General features: G+C 62.5%; 14 protein-coding genes. 10 read left to right on the forward strand and 4 right to left on the reverse strand.

Annotated features, from left to right (window positions below; genetic code table 11):
• The first annotated feature begins 233 nt into the window (after positions 1-233).
• From pyk to KUV72_RS01480, 6 genes are all read left to right on the forward strand, one after another.
• The gene (gene pyk, locus KUV72_RS01455; protein WP_222237194.1) at positions 234-1,709 is read left to right on the forward strand and encodes a pyruvate kinase; all 1,476 of its coding nucleotides are present in this window, start codon (positions 234-236) and stop codon (positions 1,707-1,709) included.
• Between the two features lie 179 nt (positions 1,710-1,888).
• Entirely contained in the window at positions 1,889-2,611 is a 723-nt protein-coding gene (locus KUV72_RS01460; RefSeq protein WP_206939828.1) for a GntR family transcriptional regulator, read from the forward strand.
• Between the two features lie 40 nt (positions 2,612-2,651).
• On the forward strand, positions 2,652-3,458 hold the full coding sequence (gene modA, locus KUV72_RS01465; protein ID WP_206939827.1) for a molybdate ABC transporter substrate-binding protein: 807 nt from the start codon (positions 2,652-2,654) through the stop codon (positions 3,456-3,458).
• Between the two features lie 6 nt (positions 3,459-3,464).
• Complete coding sequence (modB, locus tag KUV72_RS01470; RefSeq protein ID WP_222237195.1) at positions 3,465-4,136, forward strand: molybdate ABC transporter permease subunit; 672 nt, start codon at positions 3,465-3,467, stop codon at positions 4,134-4,136.
• On the forward strand, positions 4,133-5,290 hold the full coding sequence (locus KUV72_RS01475; protein ID WP_222237196.1) for an ABC transporter ATP-binding protein: 1,158 nt from the start codon (positions 4,133-4,135) through the stop codon (positions 5,288-5,290). The genes modB and KUV72_RS01475 overlap by 4 nt, the downstream gene beginning before the upstream one ends.
• Before the next feature lie 12 nt (positions 5,291-5,302).
• The gene (locus KUV72_RS01480) at positions 5,303-5,815 is read left to right on the forward strand and encodes a DUF192 domain-containing protein (RefSeq protein WP_222237197.1); all 513 of its coding nucleotides are present in this window, start codon (positions 5,303-5,305) and stop codon (positions 5,813-5,815) included.
• Here KUV72_RS01480 and KUV72_RS01485 read toward each other — a convergent pair.
• A complete protein-coding gene (locus KUV72_RS01485; protein WP_222237198.1) occupies positions 5,812-6,690 on the reverse strand; it encodes a DMT family transporter in 879 nt (292 codons plus the stop codon). The genes KUV72_RS01480 and KUV72_RS01485 overlap by 4 nt on opposite strands.
• Before the next feature lie 87 nt (positions 6,691-6,777).
• Positions 6,778-7,536: an outer membrane protein OmpK gene (locus KUV72_RS01490; protein WP_222237199.1), complete on the reverse strand. Its 759-nt coding sequence runs from the start codon at positions 7,534-7,536 to the stop codon at positions 6,778-6,780.
• Between the two features lie 360 nt (positions 7,537-7,896).
• On the opposite strand from KUV72_RS01490, the gene KUV72_RS01495 reads away from it, so the two are divergent.
• The 3 genes from KUV72_RS01495 (at position 7,897) to KUV72_RS01505 (ending at position 10,803) form a co-directional block, all read left to right on the forward strand.
• Entirely contained in the window at positions 7,897-8,928 is a 1,032-nt protein-coding gene (locus KUV72_RS01495) for a DctP family TRAP transporter solute-binding subunit (RefSeq protein ID WP_409995876.1), read from the forward strand.
• Between the two features lie 113 nt (positions 8,929-9,041).
• Positions 9,042-9,518, forward strand: coding sequence for a TRAP transporter small permease (locus KUV72_RS01500; RefSeq protein ID WP_222237200.1), 477 nt, complete (start codon positions 9,042-9,044; stop codon positions 9,516-9,518).
• Complete coding sequence (locus tag KUV72_RS01505) at positions 9,508-10,803, forward strand: TRAP transporter large permease (RefSeq protein ID WP_222237201.1); 1,296 nt, start codon at positions 9,508-9,510, stop codon at positions 10,801-10,803. Before KUV72_RS01500 ends, KUV72_RS01505 begins: the two co-directional genes overlap by 11 nt.
• Before the next feature lie 70 nt (positions 10,804-10,873).
• On the opposite strand, the gene KUV72_RS01510 is transcribed toward KUV72_RS01505, so the two are convergent.
• Entirely contained in the window at positions 10,874-11,401 is a 528-nt protein-coding gene (locus KUV72_RS01510; RefSeq protein ID WP_222237202.1) for a macro domain-containing protein, read from the reverse strand.
• A 97-nt stretch (positions 11,402-11,498) separates the two neighbouring features.
• The gene (locus KUV72_RS01515) at positions 11,499-12,338 is read right to left on the reverse strand and encodes a carbon-nitrogen hydrolase family protein (protein WP_222237203.1); all 840 of its coding nucleotides are present in this window, start codon (positions 12,336-12,338) and stop codon (positions 11,499-11,501) included.
• Positions 12,339-12,726: 388 nt separating this feature from the next.
• Between KUV72_RS01515 and KUV72_RS01520 the strand changes: the two genes are divergently transcribed.
• Positions 12,727-13,710: a TAXI family TRAP transporter solute-binding subunit gene (locus tag KUV72_RS01520; protein ID WP_206939807.1), complete on the forward strand. Its 984-nt coding sequence runs from the start codon at positions 12,727-12,729 to the stop codon at positions 13,708-13,710.
• Positions 13,711-13,772 lie beyond the last annotated feature (62 nt).

Genomic DNA, 13,772 nt, shown 5'->3' on the forward strand with positions numbered 1-13,772 from the left:
CTTTGCCAGAGGGGGTAGCCCAGACGCTGAGTCGTTGCACTACCCTTTCGATCTAGCCGTCGTCAGTATTTGTTGATTTTCAACAAAGGGTTGGCGAGATGGGGTGGCCTGTCAGCGGCGGTAGTCGCTTTGACATATTCCTTGTAGTAAAATTACAGAACTCGGTCGCGCGTCACGTTCTGTGATGATCCGCCCGACCTGCTTGCGTCATTTTCGAACCCGTCGAGGACAGCATGAGCCAATTCCCGCATACCCCCGTACGTCGTACCAAGATCGTTGCCACCCTCGGGCCCGCCAGTGATCGTGAGGGGGTCCTGGAAGAGATGCTGCGAGCGGGTGTCGACGTGGTTCGCCTCAACTTTTCCCATGGCAGCGCCGACGATCACCGCCGTCGACTGACGGAAGTCAGAGCGATTGCCGACAAGCTTGGGCGCAGTGTCGCGGCACTGGGCGATCTGCAGGGGCCCAAGATTCGCATCGCCCGTTTCGCCGATGGTGCCGTCACCCTGGAAGAGGGGGCGAGCTTCGTGATCGATGTGGCGCTGGATGCTCAGTCCGGCGACGCTGCCCGGGTTGGCTGCGATTACAAGGAGCTGGCTGAGGACGTTGCTTCGGGTGATCGCCTGCTACTGGACGATGGCCGCGTCGTGCTGGATGTTCAGCGTGTCGAGGGTAGCCAGATCCACACCCAGGTTGTCGTGGGCGGCAAATTGTCCAACAACAAAGGCATCAACAAGCAGGGCGGCGGGCTGTCGGCGCCAGCGCTTACCGACAAGGACAAGCAGGACCTCAAGACCGCCATCGATATCGGCGTGGATTACCTGGCCGTGTCGTTCCCACGGACCGCAGAGGACATGCTCGAGGCGCGTCGCCTGTTGGGTGACGCCGGCGCCGAGATCGGGCTGGTCGCCAAGCTTGAGCGTGCCGAGGCGGTGGCGAACGACGAGACCCTGGACGGCATTATCGAGGCCAGCGAGGCGGTCATGGTGGCCCGTGGTGACCTTGGGGTGGAAATCGGTGACGAAAAGCTGATCGGCACCCAGAAGCGCATCATCAAGCATGCGCGTAGCCATAACCGCGCCGTGATCACTGCGACACAGATGATGGAGTCGATGATCGAGTCGCCGTTGCCGACGCGCGCAGAGGTCTTCGACGTGGCCAACGCGGTACTGGATGCCACCGATGCGGTCATGCTCTCCGCCGAGACGGCGGCAGGGGACTATCCCGTCGAGACGATCGAGGCCATGCACCGTGTCTGTCTTGGTGCTGAACGTGAGCGCATCGCTCAGGAATCCGGCCACCGCATCCATGAAGGTTTCGAGCGGATCGATGAAACCATCGCCCTGTCTGCCATGTATGCGGCCAACCACTTGTCCGGAGTGGCGGCGATTGCCTGCATGACGTCCACCGGCTACACGCCGTTGATCGCCTCGCGCATTCGTTCAGGTCTGCCCATCGTCGGTCTGGCGCACAACCCGATCGCCCAGCGTCGTATGGCGCTGTATCGCGGCGTCATTTCACTGCCCTTCGATACCAGTGACATGACCGCAGCGGAGCTCAATGATCGAGCCCTCGAGCGGCTGGTCAAGCATGGCGTGGCGGCTCCTGGCGACCACGTCATCCTGACCCGCGGCGACCACATGAATGCTCATGGTGGCACCAACACCCTCAAGATTCTCGACGTCAACCAGGGGCATGTCAGCAGCTGATGGCCGCTTAATAGGTAATACTCGAGATCATTGTCGAGTCAGGATGGCGCCCGGTCCGTATGGACCGGGCGCTGTCGTCTGATCTGCCTCTTCCGGTGTATACATGACATGCCTCTTCTGTGGTGCAATAGGGGAAAACATGAGAAGGTCAAGCTTTCCGCGATAATGGGTAGGCAGCAATGAGCAACGCCTGGCAGCAAGAGGTGATGGCCGAGATCAAGTCCGGTGGACGGATCAGTGATGGCGATATCGTGCGCCAGGTGCGCCGAGCGGTGTTGACCCAACGGCTGCCTCCGGGGACCCGCCTGCCTGAGGTGACATTGGGCGACGTATTTGGTGTCAGTCGTTCGGTGGTGCGCAAGGCGTTGACGCGGTTGGCCTCAGAACACGTGGTAGATCAGCGCCCCAACCAAGTGGCCCGAGTCAGAGCGCCGGATGTGGATGAAACGCGTCAGACCTTTGCGGCGCGCCGATTGGTCGAGGGTGAGGTGGCTGCGCTGACCGCCGGCACACTGGAGGCTCCGGCGCTGGTCCAGCTTGAGGACCGTATCGACCGGGAGCGGGAGGCGTTTCTTGCCAGTGACGAACCGACGCGGATCGAACATTCCTTGGCGATTCATCACCTGCTGGCGGAGCATTCTCCCAATCGGGTGCTGGGGGCGATGCTGACAGATCTGATCCTACGGACATCGATCGTCATTGCCCTGTACAAGCGGCAGGGCGTCGGCAGCTGCTACCTGGAGGGCGATCACACGCGGCTGCTGAGCCATCTGCGTGAGGGCGATGGCGAGGCCTGCCGCCGCGATGTCGAGCTCCACCTGGATAGCCTTCAGTCGTTGCTGGATCTCGGCCCGAGAGACAGCCGAATCGATCTCAGGTCGATACTTGCCGGGGATGCCTGAGTCATCGCTTGACCCTACTGCCACGTGAGTCTTCTGCACCATGCGCGCTATCCTGACCGCCTTGTCCTTGCTGCTCTGCGCCTTCGCCCCTCCTGCGCTGGCGGAGCGGGTCAATGTCGCTGCGGCGTCATCTCTGCAATTCGTCATGCCGCGACTGGTGGAGAGGTTTGCCGAGAGGGCGGATGCCGATCCCGCAGAGCCTGTGCAGGTCGTGGTGACCTACGGCGCCTCCGGGAATCTCAAGCGCCAGATCGAGCAGGGGGCTCCCTTCTCACTATTTCTGTCGGCTGACGAACGCCGGGCGCTGGAGCTGGAGCAGTCTGGGTTCGCCGAGCAGCCAGGCCAGGTGTATGCCCATGGGCGTCTGGTCTGGCTGCAGCGCGCCGATCACCCGCTGCCGTCTGAACAGGCGCCGTTGGCGGGGGTGCGCCAGGCCATCGAGGCGCGCGAACGCGGTGACGCTGTACGGCGTATTGCGATGGCCAATCCGCGCCATGCTCCCTACGGCATGGCTGCACAGCAGGTGCTCACTCGCGAGGGGTTGTGGGACGCCAGCGAGCCGCTGCGACTGATGGGTGAAAACGTCGCCCAGGCCGCCCAGTTCGCGCTCTCGGCGGAGGCTCAAGGAGGCTTCGCCGCCTACTCTCTGGTCAAGGCGCCGGCACTGGCCAAGCGTGCCAGTTGGCGCTTGATACCCGCCTCCTGGCACGCTCCCATCGTGCAGCGCATGGTGCTGCTCAAGGAGGCGGGGCCGGGTGCTACCGCGTTCTATCAGTTCCTGCAAAGTGCTGAGGCCATCTCCGTGCTTGAAGCCGAGGGGTTTGGCTCTCCGGCTGATGGCAGGTGATGGCCCATGGATGCACCGGCGCTGATCGTTTCCCTCAAGTTGGCCGTGCTGACCAGTGCGGGGCTGTTGCTTCCAGCGCTCTGGCTGGGGCGGCGCCTGGCGCAGAGCCGCACTCGCTGGAAAGTACTGCCAGAGTCACTGGTCGCGTTGCCGCTGGTCATGCCTCCCACCGTGATGGGGTTCTATCTTATGCTGGCCTTCAGTGCTGACGCCCCCCTGGGCGGCGTTTGGCAGAGATTGACCGGGACCAGCTTGAACTTCTCCTTCAGCGGTATTCTGCTAGCCTCGCTGATCGTCAATATTCCGTTTGCCGTGCAGCCCATCCAGCGCGCCTTCGAAGCGTTACCGGATCATCTGAGAGAGGCCGCCTGGTGCAGCGGTCTATCGCCATGGCGTACCTTCCTGTCCATCGAGCTGCCGCTGGTGATGCCGGGGGTGGTGTCGGCCCTGGCGCTGACCTTTGCACATACTCTTGGTGAATTCGGGGTCATCCTGATGGTGGGAGGTGCGATCGACGGGGAAACGCGTACCTTGGCTATTTCTATCTACGACCATGTGCAGGCCTTCGATGAGTCCGCCGCAGGCTGGATGTCCGCGCTGCTGTTGGCGATCTCGTTCATTACCATCGCAGTGGTCTATGGGCTGTCTGCGCGTCATCGCTGGCAGGCTGAGCGATGACGTTGGCTGAGCGTCCGGCGGGCCAGCAAGGGGAAGGGCTGGTGGTCAAGCTATCCCAGCCCGGACCGATTCCGCTGGATGCCGAATTCCACTGCCGGCCGGGCGAGCTACTGGCCCTGGTAGGTCCCTCGGGCAGCGGCAAATCGACCCTGCTCAGAGCCATCGCCGGACTCTACGCTCCCGCCCGTGGCTGGGTCAGCTGCGGGCAGGAGACATGGTACGCCGCGGATCAAGGTCATGACTGGTCGCCCCAGCAACGGCGAGTGGGGATGGTGTTTCAGGACTATGCCCTGTTTCCTCACCTTGATGCAGCGGACAACATTGCGACCGCCATGGGGCACCTGCCACGCAGCGAGCGCCGACGTCGAGCCGCTGACTGGCTGGAAAGGGTCAATCTCGAGGGGTTGGAGCGGCGTTTGCCGCGGCAGCTGTCCGGCGGCCAACGCCAGCGTGTGGCGCTGGCCAGGGCCTTGGCTCGGGAGCCCAAGGTGCTGCTGCTCGATGAGCCGTTTTCGGCGGTCGATCAGGTCACTCGTCGGCGCTTGCAGCGCGAGCTGGTGCAACTGCGCGAGCGGCTCAGCATTCCTATCGTGCTGGTCACCCATGATCTCAATGAAGCCAGCGCGCTGGCGGATCGCCTGTGTGTCCTCCACGCGGGACGCTCCTTGCAGCAGGGGGCGCCTGAAGCACTGTTTCGGCGGCCAGCCAGCCCAGCCGTAGCCAGGCTGCTCGATCGCCCCAATGTGTTTTCGGGACGCGTGGTGGCGACCTCCCAAGGGCTCAGGCTCAGCTGGGGTGAGTGGTGTCTTGAAGTGGCTCAGGGGCTGGACGCCTATCCGGTGGGCAGTCACCTGACCTGGTATCTGCCGGCATCTGATATTGTGCTGCAACGAAGTGATCGTCCCTCCCGCGGCATTCGCGAAAACCTGGTGACAGCCCGGGTCGACGAGCTGCTGGTGTTGGGAGGTCAGAGCTCGGTCACCCTCAGGGTCCCTCATGAACCGCAGCCATTGCGCTTCGACATCGCGACCCATGCGGCGCGCCGCAATGGTCTGGTGAAGGGCGGCTGGGTCAGGGTGTCGCTGCTTGCCGCTGGTATCCATGTCATGCAAGCAGATATGCTGCCATCCTCACGTGATGACGATAGCCCTTGATTGGAGGCCTGCATGACTCTTTCCCGCCGTCGTTTCCTGGCGTCTCTGGCGTTGACGCCGGTGGCCCTGTCCTCCACCGGGTTGCTGTCACAGGCTCTTGCCAATGCGCCGGGCCTGGAGACGGTGATCCTGGTGATCCATGGGGCCCAGGGCCCGACCCGATTCACGGTAGAAGTGGCTGACGATGCAAAGGAGCGCAATCAGGGCTTGATGGGCCGGGAGCAGCTGGCAGACGACGCCGGCATGCTGTTTCTCTACCAGAGCCCCCAGGGCGTGCACAATGGCTTCTGGATGTATCAAACCCTGCTGCCGTTGGATATTGCCTTTATTGGTGCCGATGGCCGAATTCAGGAAGTGCGTCGCATGGACCCCTGCGAGGGAAGCGCCTCGGGTTGCCCGACCACGCGTCCCGCCGAGCGATATCATGCGGCGCTGGAAGTCCGGGCCGGCACCTTTGACGCCCTGGGCGTTGGCCCCGGCGACTGCGTCAGCTGGCCGGGGAGTGAGGGAACCTGCCAGGGCTAGGTGGTTGACGTGCGGCTGTGCGCCCGGCGGCGCGGTGTGAAGCGGATGACGATCAGAGCGACGCCGGCCACGACCATACCGCCGCCGCCTAGCTTGAAGGGGTCGACGCTGTCGTCCAGCAGCAGGATGCCCAGCACCACCGCCAGCACCGGTACCAGCAAGGTCAGTGGCACCACGCGATTGACGGCGTGTCGTCTGACCAGCCCAAACCAGATGCCGTATGCCAGGATGGATGACATCAACGCGGTGTAGAGCACCGCCCCCCATCCCTTGACCCCGGCGTCCAGCATCGCCTGCAGGTGATGGTCCTCGAACCACCAGGAGGCCAAGGCCAGTTGGGGAGTGGCAAACAGGGCAATCCAGCCAGCCATCGCCATGGGCGACACCGAAGGTCCCAGCTTGATCAGCAGCTGCGAGACGGCCCAGCCCAGTGCGCTGAGCAACAGCAACGCTGTTGGCAGCGGCGCGGGCAGGCTGGGGCCGCCCGCCAATACCGCAATCCCGCCAAAGGACAGCAGCAGACCCACCAGACGTTTGATGCCCAGGCGTTCTTTCAGGAAGATCACGGCCAGAAGCGTGGCGAAGGGCGTGCCCATCTGTACCAGCAGGGCGCCGGTACCGGCCTCCGCTTGGGACAGGCCAATGATCAGCAGGGCAAAGTTCATGACCCCGAAGGTGACGGACAGTAGCAGCAGGAAGGGCAATTGGTGTCGTGACACCGGATGAAAGGGCACCAGCAGGGCGGCGACCAGTGCCAGTCTCAGGGTGGTCAGCAGCAGAGGAGGCATGTCGGTGACTCCAAGCTTGATGACGATGATGTTCAACGCCCAGATGACGATGACGCAGAGCCCGAGAAGAAGGTCACGTAGAGGCACTGGAAATCCTTGTTGGCAAAGCCAGCAGGATAGCAGAGCCCCCCGTCCGGCCGAAGGGGGGCTACGCCGAAGAAGACCAGCAGGTGGCTAGAAGGTCCAGCGTACCAGTGCCTGCGGCAGGGATTCGTCGGTGTCCTTCAGGCCGAACTTGTTGTGCCAGTATTGGTATTCGAGACCCAGGCCGACATGTTCGGTGGCGTGCCAGACCAGCTGAGGCTGTGCCAGCACCTGGGACTCCAGGTCACCTTCCTCGGAGGTGATGTCCATGAACCCTTCGAAGCTGAAGTTCTCGTGCCACAGCTGAAATGGTCGGTTCCAGGCCAGCGTCAGCTGCTCCGAGCTGCCGTCGGCCTTGTCGCTGTCATCGTCGCGATACATGGCCTGTACCTTGAAAAAGCGAAAGCCCGGCACGTCGAGATCCACGCCAAGCCCCACCATATGAGTGGCCTTGCGGGTGGCGGAGTTGCGATCCAGGTCGATCTGGCCGTTCAGGTAAACGTTGCTCACGGGGCCGAAGGACAGATCCTGTCCGAGCACCTTGCCGATGTTTCCCCTCACGTTGAATTCCGCATGGGTGCTGCCGTAGTCCTGTTCTTCCTCGGTGCCCCGGTCGTAGTTGGTGAAGTCGGCGAAGAAGAAACTGTCCGCATAGGTCCAACCGCTCGCATTGGCGATCGTCAGGATACCGTGGCGGCGGTTGTCGATACCGAAGCCGGCATCGGCCTGGTCCTCATAGTCCCAGCCATAGAGGGCTTCGACCTTGGTCGTGCTATAGAGAGCGGCCTGGGCCGGAAGGCTCAGCGCGGTTGCCGTCAAGGCGGCAAGGCAATAGGGCAGCTGTCGCATGAGAGTCCTCGTTGTCATTGTGGTTGTCGTCATGCATCTAATGGAAAATATTTCCGCAAACACCTAGATCAGCTTTTCCGATGGCCAGCGACAGGTCAATGAGTTTGTATACATTTTTGGTAGGAAGATGTGTGCATGTTCGAGGTGGGCGAAAGAGGTGGCTGCGTCGACGTCTCCGCTCGTGCCGGTGCGAGACCGGAGGCTTTCCTCTTGTGGTGGATTATGGTTTGCAGGCATATTGAACAGCGGTCAGGACCCATGTTGTTCGCCTATCTCCATAATCGACTCCCAGTCGGCCGAGCTGTCGCGTCTCCGCGCTTGCCGCGTGCCGCCAAGGGAGCATCAACGCAAGGACACGTCATGTCTTCTCTGTTTGGCCTTCGAGCGCCCGCTCGTTGTTCCCTCACCTTGGTTGGCGCCGCTCTGGTGCTTGGTAGTCTGGGTGTCTCGGCGGATGCCGAGGCGCGTGAGCTCAAGGTCTCCACGGTGCTATCCGATGCCTTCCCCTGGGGCCAGGCGGCGCAGAAATGGGCCGACCTGGTGGAGGAACGATCCGATGGCGAGCTGACGCTGCGGGTCTTCCCCAACTCCCAGCTGGTTAGCGGTGACCAGACCCGTGAGTTTTCCGCCATGCGCTCCGGCCTGATCGATCTGGCCGTTGGCTCGACCATCAACTGGTCGCCCCAGGTGCCTGAACTCAACCTGTTCTCGTTGCCGTTTCTGATGCCGGATGAGCAAGCGGTCGATGCCGTGACCACCGGAGAGGCTGGCGAGCTGGTGTTCCAGGCGATCGAGTCCCGTGGTGTGGTGCCCCTGGCATGGGGGGAGAATGGCTTTCGTCAGCTGTCCAACTCTCGCGGTGTCATTGACGAACCGGGTGATCTCGAAGGCTTGAAGATTCGCGTGGTCGGATCGCCGCTGTTCCAGGACACCTTTACTGCCCTGGGCGCCAACCCGACGCAGATGAGCTGGGCGGACGCCAAGCCTGCCCTGACCACGGGGGCGGTAGACGGTCAGGAGAACCCGCTGTCGGTGTTTGATGTGGCGCGTATCGACCAGGTGGGGCAAGAGCATGTGACGCTGTGGAATTACATGAATGATCCGCTGATCTTTGCTGCCAACCAGCAAGTCTGGGGCACCCTGTCGGATGACGAAAAAGCGCTGCTGCGGGACACCGCGGTGGAGGCTGGAGCCTGGGAACTGGCGATGACCCGGGAGCAGGAGAGCGAGCGTCTGGCGGCCATTCAGGAGCGTGGTGTCACCGTCACCGACCTGACCGACGACCAGCATCAGGCCTTCGTCACCGCGACGGAAAGCGTCTACGACAAGTGGGTGCCGAGGATTGGGGAGGACCTGGTGGACGCTGCCCGCAGCGCCATCGAGTCTCGCTGAAGCCTCCTCCGCTGTCCCTTGTCGCGCCGCTGGTGTGACAGGTGGACTGCCATGCCGGCCTATCCTGCGGGAGGGCCGGCGTTGTCCTCACCCCCGACCGACGTACCGTTCCAATGAAACGTCCTGATGCTCGACTCGAGCGTATCCTCGCTACCCTGGCGATCCTGATCATTGGCGTGATCAGCCTGGTCAACGTGGTAGTGCGCTACATCACGGGAGGCTCCTTTGCGTTTACCGAGGAGTTTTCTGTCTTCTTGCTGGTGATCCTGACCTTTGCCGGTGCATCCGTGGCGTTGCGACGCCATCGCCATATTCGTATCGGGCTGCTGGAGCGCAAGCTGCCAGCAGCAGGTCAACGCGTGCTGATCCTGTTCCAGGGATGCTGCGGGGTGGTCGTGCTAGGCATGATCACCTGGTTCAGCGGAGTGATGACCTGGCAGGAGTACCAGTGGCAGTCCCTGTCTCCTGGGCTTGGTTTGCCGCAGTGGTGGTACCTGATATGGCTGCCGCTATTGTCTGCCCTGATGCTGCTGCGCCAGGTTCAAGCCTGCGTCGAGCGCCTGCGAAGGGAGAGTCGCGATGACACCTGATCTTTGGATGCTGGCGGCCTTTCTGCTGCTGCTGGTGGCCGGGGTGCCGGTGGCGTTCTCGCTCGGCCTGTCCGGCGCCGTAGGCATTATCACGGGGCTATCACCGGCGATGCTGGCGACCCTGGGCACCAATACCTACAACAGCGTGGCAAAGTATCCGCTGATTGCGATTCCGCTGTTTATCCTGACCGGCCTCATCTTCGAGCGCGCCGGTGTCGCGGCTCGGCTGGTGCGCTTCGCGCAGGCCCTGGTGGGTCCACGACACGGTGGGCTGGCGGTGGTTGCGGTGGTGGTGTGCATGATCATGGGAGGCATGAGCGGCTCCGGTCCGGCGGATGCTGCCGCTGTGGCCATGGTGATGCTGCCCAGCATGACCCGAGCAGGCTATCCACGACCGTTTTCGGCGACCTTGATTGCGTCATCCGCCTCCACCGCCATTCTGATTCCGCCTTCGGTGGCCTTGATTCTCTACTCCATTGTGGTGCCTGGGGTGGATCTTCGAGCGCTGTTTGCGGCGGGGCTGTTTCCTGGCGTGCTGGCTGGCGCCTCGTTGCTGATACCGGCGCTGTGGCTGTCGCGCCACTATGGCTGGGAAGACCCCCGCGACGTCGAGCGCCCGCCGATCGGCAAGAGCTTTCGGGAGGCGCTGCCCGCGCTGTTCGCGCCGGTCATCATTCTAGGTGGGCTGCGCAGTGGGCTGTTTACCCCCACCGAGGCTGCGGTGGTCGCCGTCGCCTATGGTGTCATCGTCGGCCTGGTGGTGACCCGCGAACTGTCCCTGAAGGACCTCTGGGGGCTGATGGGTGAGGCTGCCATCGTGTCCGGCGTGGTCATGCTGATCATCGCGCTGGCGGGTATCTTCGCCTGGTCAGGCACCATGCTGGGAACCTTCCGCCACCTTGCCGAATGGGTCATCGGTCTGTCTGACAACGGTGCCTTGCTGCTGGTACTGATCATGCTTGCTGTGCTGGCGGCGGGCATGTTGCTGGATGCTATTTCGATCTATCTGATCATGATGCCGATCCTGATTCCGGTGATGCAGCACTTTGGCTGGAACCCTGTCTGGTTCGGCATTCTGCTGGCCATGAATATTGCCATCGGCCAGTTCACGCCACCCGTGGCGGTCAATTTGATGGTGACCACTGAGGTCGCCAAGGTACGACTCGAACAGACCGTCGGCTGGGCGCTGATCTTTGTCGCGGCCATGGCATCGGCATTGGCGTTGGTAGCAATTTTCCCTGAGATCGCCCTTTGGTTGCCCAGGATCCTGGGGTACAACGTCTAGCATAACGTCTAGCGCAGGGGGGGGGCGGCAGCCAGCAGCGCCCGAGGGCGTTACCGGCTGTCGTTGCCGCTCAAGGGTGATCGGTCAGAGTCTCGAGCCAACGCTGGTGGAGGTCGCGGGTGGTGTCGTCGAACAGCACGAAGCGCACCAGGTCGATGCTGTCGTAGCGGGCCAGTTCGCTGAGCACGGTAGTGATGGCAATCTCTGCGGCTTCCTCGAGCGGATAGCCAAAGATGCCGGTGGACAGGGCGGGAAACGCCAGGCGGCGGATACCCTGCTCACTGGCCAGCGCAAGCGCCTGTTGATAGCAGCTGGCCAGCAGTTCGGCACTCGGCTCGTCGTGGCCGTAGACGGGGCCCAGGCAATGGATGACCCAGGGCGCAGGCAGGTTGAAGCCGGGAGTTATCACAGCCTGGCCCGGGGCGATGGGGGCCAAGGGCCTGCCTGCCTTGGCCAGTTCCGGTCCCGCCGCTCGGTGCAGCGCTCCTGCGACGCCGCCGCCGCTCTCCAGTTGGGCATTGGCGGCGTTCACGACTGCGTCGACGTCTGACTGCTGTGAAATATCGCCGGTCACGCATTCCATCAACGGGTGAGACATGGGGCCTCCTTGGCGTGGCTAGGGGGTGAGAGGGGGGTGAGAAAGGGTGGCGAAGGGATTGCGAAAGGCCTCACGCAAGAGTGGCGGCTAGGGCCTTCTAGGGCAAGGGGTGGACGGGCAGGCGGTCGATATCGTCGCGGCGGTCGCGGGCCAGCGGTAGGCGCGCACGTGCCTCCATCAGCTGTTGGCGATCCAGCTCCCAGCAGACGATGCCTTCCTGGTGGCTCAATGGTTGGGCTGGGATATCGGCCGTCAACAGGGGCGGACACAGGGTGGAGTGCCCCCAGTCGTCCCCCGCACGATTGAGGCTCAGCCAGTAGCATTGATGCTCCATGGCACGGGTCGTGATGAAGCTATGCCAGCTGGCGAAGGAAAAGTCGCGAGTAAAGGCCACTGGATGGAGCATCAGGTCCACCCCCTGCTGGCGGTAGCGGGCCGCCAGCTCGCCGAAGCGCAGGTCATAGCAGATCATGACGCCGACCCTCCATCCCGCTACATCGAACGTGACCAGGCGGTCTCCTGGGACAAAATGGCCCGCCTCGGCACTCGCGCCGAATTGCGCGCAATGTAACTTGTCATAGACAGCGCTGATCTCGCCGTCTGGTCCGACCACAACCTGGCTGATGTGTCGTCTCAAGCCTGCGGGAGTATCAGCAGCGCGGCGGGCGAGACCAAAGGCGATGAAGCAGCCGAGCTCGGAGGCCAGGTCTCGATGCAGCTGCACCACCGGCCCCTTGAGATCGTCGTCCAGTTGGTCGAGGTGATCAAAGGCGGCATCGCTGTATTCCTGAGACGACAGTTCCGGCAGCACGATGAGATCCGGTTGATGGTGACGGGCCGCCTGGCGCAGGTCTTGCGCGAGCCGTGTCAGGTAGCCGAGCTGTTCGTTGCGGGTCCGGGTGGTGGGGATTGCGGTCTGACAGGCCAGTAGTCGCATCGGATTCTCGTGTCAGGAAATGTCCAAGATTACCTGCCGTGCAGGCGTGACGACAGTCATGGGTGTGGCACCTTTGTCCGCAGCGACTATGCTCACGATGAGTGCTGGTGTCTGCATGGACGCTGATGCAAGGTGGCAGGGCAGCCGCGGCGGCTTTGCTGGATGGGCCTGTCACAGGCTGATGGTCGGGTAAGGAGGAAAGGTCGTCGTAAAATTAACGCCCACTAAACGTTAGCGGTAGCTAAACTCTCGTTTTACAATGGATATGCCTGGACCCTTCAGGTGAATTTCCCGCTAAAGTAGTGACGATTGGACGCTTTGCCGGCCCAGGAGGGGCAGGGTAGAGTTCCATGCTGTCAACGTCGACAATACCAAAAGAGGTGTGACCATGAAGCGCCATGCTTTCTCCGCCGCTGCTCTGTCCAGCGCCATTCTGGGAACTGCCATGTTCGCGTCCCCGGCCATGGCCCAGGATCAGGAACAGTTCATCACCATCGGCACCGGTGGTCAGACCGGCGTGTATTACGTCGTTGGGCAGTCCGTCTGCCGCTTCGTTAATCGCAATAGCGACGAGACGAACATTCGCTGTAACGCGCCCTCTACTGGGGGTTCTGTGGCCAACGTCAATGGCATTCGCAGCGGCGAGTTGACCATGGGTGTGGCGCAGTCTGATGTGCAGTATCAGGCCTACAACGGCACTGGCAACTTCGAAGGTGACGCCTACGAAGATCTGCGCGCCGTCTTCAAGGTGCATGGTGAGCCGCTGACGATCCTGGCCCGTGCTGATTCCGGCATCGAGAGCCTGGATGATCTGGCTGGCAAGCGCGTCAACATCGGTAATCCGGGTTCCGGTCAGCGCAACACCATGGAAGTGGTGATGGACGCCAAGGGCTGGACCGAAGACACCTTCTCCCTGGCTTCCCAGCTGGACGCGGCCGAAATGGCCTCTGCCCTGGCGGACAACAACATCGATGCCATGGCCTATGTGGTCGGCCACCCCAATGGCTCCATCCAGGAAGCCACCACCACGGTCGACGCGCGCCTGGTGCCCCTTAACGATGACGCCATCAAGGGACTGGTCGAGGAATATCCCTACTATTCCATGTCCACCATCCCGGGCGGCCTGTACAAGGGCAACGATGAGGACGTCGAAACCTTCGGTGTCGCGGCCACCTTCGTGACCAGCGCTGAAGCCGACGACGAACTGGTCTACCAGACCGTCAAGGCAGTGTTCGACAACTTCGACCGCTTCAAGCGCCTGCACCCGGCCTTCGAAACGCTGGATCCGAAGGACATGGTCTCCAATGGCCTGTCTGCCCCGCTGCACGAAGGTGCCGCTCGCTACTATCGTGAGCAGGGCTGGATCGAGTAACGGATTACCGTTACACGGATATCCGATGCATTTCTGCGCGGTCAGCCAGTGGGCGGCCGCGC

Origin of the sequence: Halomonas sp. DP4Y7-1 (assembly GCF_019800705.1) — a bacterium.
Classification (GTDB): domain Bacteria; phylum Pseudomonadota; class Gammaproteobacteria; order Pseudomonadales; family Halomonadaceae; genus Halomonas; species Halomonas litopenaei_A.

Bases quoted from the DNA above. Each gene is read 5' to 3' on its own strand.
- pyk (WP_222237194.1), top strand. From the start codon at position 234: ATGAGCCAATTCCCGCATACCCCCGTACGTCGTACCAAGATCGTTGCC.
- KUV72_RS01460 (WP_206939828.1), top strand. From the start codon at position 1,889: ATGAGCAACGCCTGGCAGCAAGAGGTGATGGCCGAGATCAAGTCCGGT.
- modA (WP_206939827.1), top strand. From the start codon at position 2,652: ATGCGCGCTATCCTGACCGCCTTGTCCTTGCTGCTCTGCGCCTTCGCC.
- modB (WP_222237195.1), top strand. From the start codon at position 3,465: ATGGATGCACCGGCGCTGATCGTTTCCCTCAAGTTGGCCGTGCTGACC.
- KUV72_RS01475 (WP_222237196.1), top strand. From the start codon at position 4,133: ATGACGTTGGCTGAGCGTCCGGCGGGCCAGCAAGGGGAAGGGCTGGTG.
- KUV72_RS01480 (WP_222237197.1), top strand. From the start codon at position 5,303: ATGACTCTTTCCCGCCGTCGTTTCCTGGCGTCTCTGGCGTTGACGCCG.
- KUV72_RS01490 (WP_222237199.1), bottom strand. From the start codon at position 7,536: ATGCGACAGCTGCCCTATTGCCTTGCCGCCTTGACGGCAACCGCGCTG.
- KUV72_RS01495 (WP_409995876.1), top strand. From the start codon at position 7,897: ATGTCTTCTCTGTTTGGCCTTCGAGCGCCCGCTCGTTGTTCCCTCACC.
- KUV72_RS01500 (WP_222237200.1), top strand. From the start codon at position 9,042: ATGAAACGTCCTGATGCTCGACTCGAGCGTATCCTCGCTACCCTGGCG.
- KUV72_RS01505 (WP_222237201.1), top strand. From the start codon at position 9,508: ATGACACCTGATCTTTGGATGCTGGCGGCCTTTCTGCTGCTGCTGGTG.
- KUV72_RS01510 (WP_222237202.1), bottom strand. From the start codon at position 11,401: ATGTCTCACCCGTTGATGGAATGCGTGACCGGCGATATTTCACAGCAG.
- KUV72_RS01515 (WP_222237203.1), bottom strand. From the start codon at position 12,338: ATGCGACTACTGGCCTGTCAGACCGCAATCCCCACCACCCGGACCCGC.
- KUV72_RS01520 (WP_206939807.1), top strand. From the start codon at position 12,727: ATGAAGCGCCATGCTTTCTCCGCCGCTGCTCTGTCCAGCGCCATTCTG.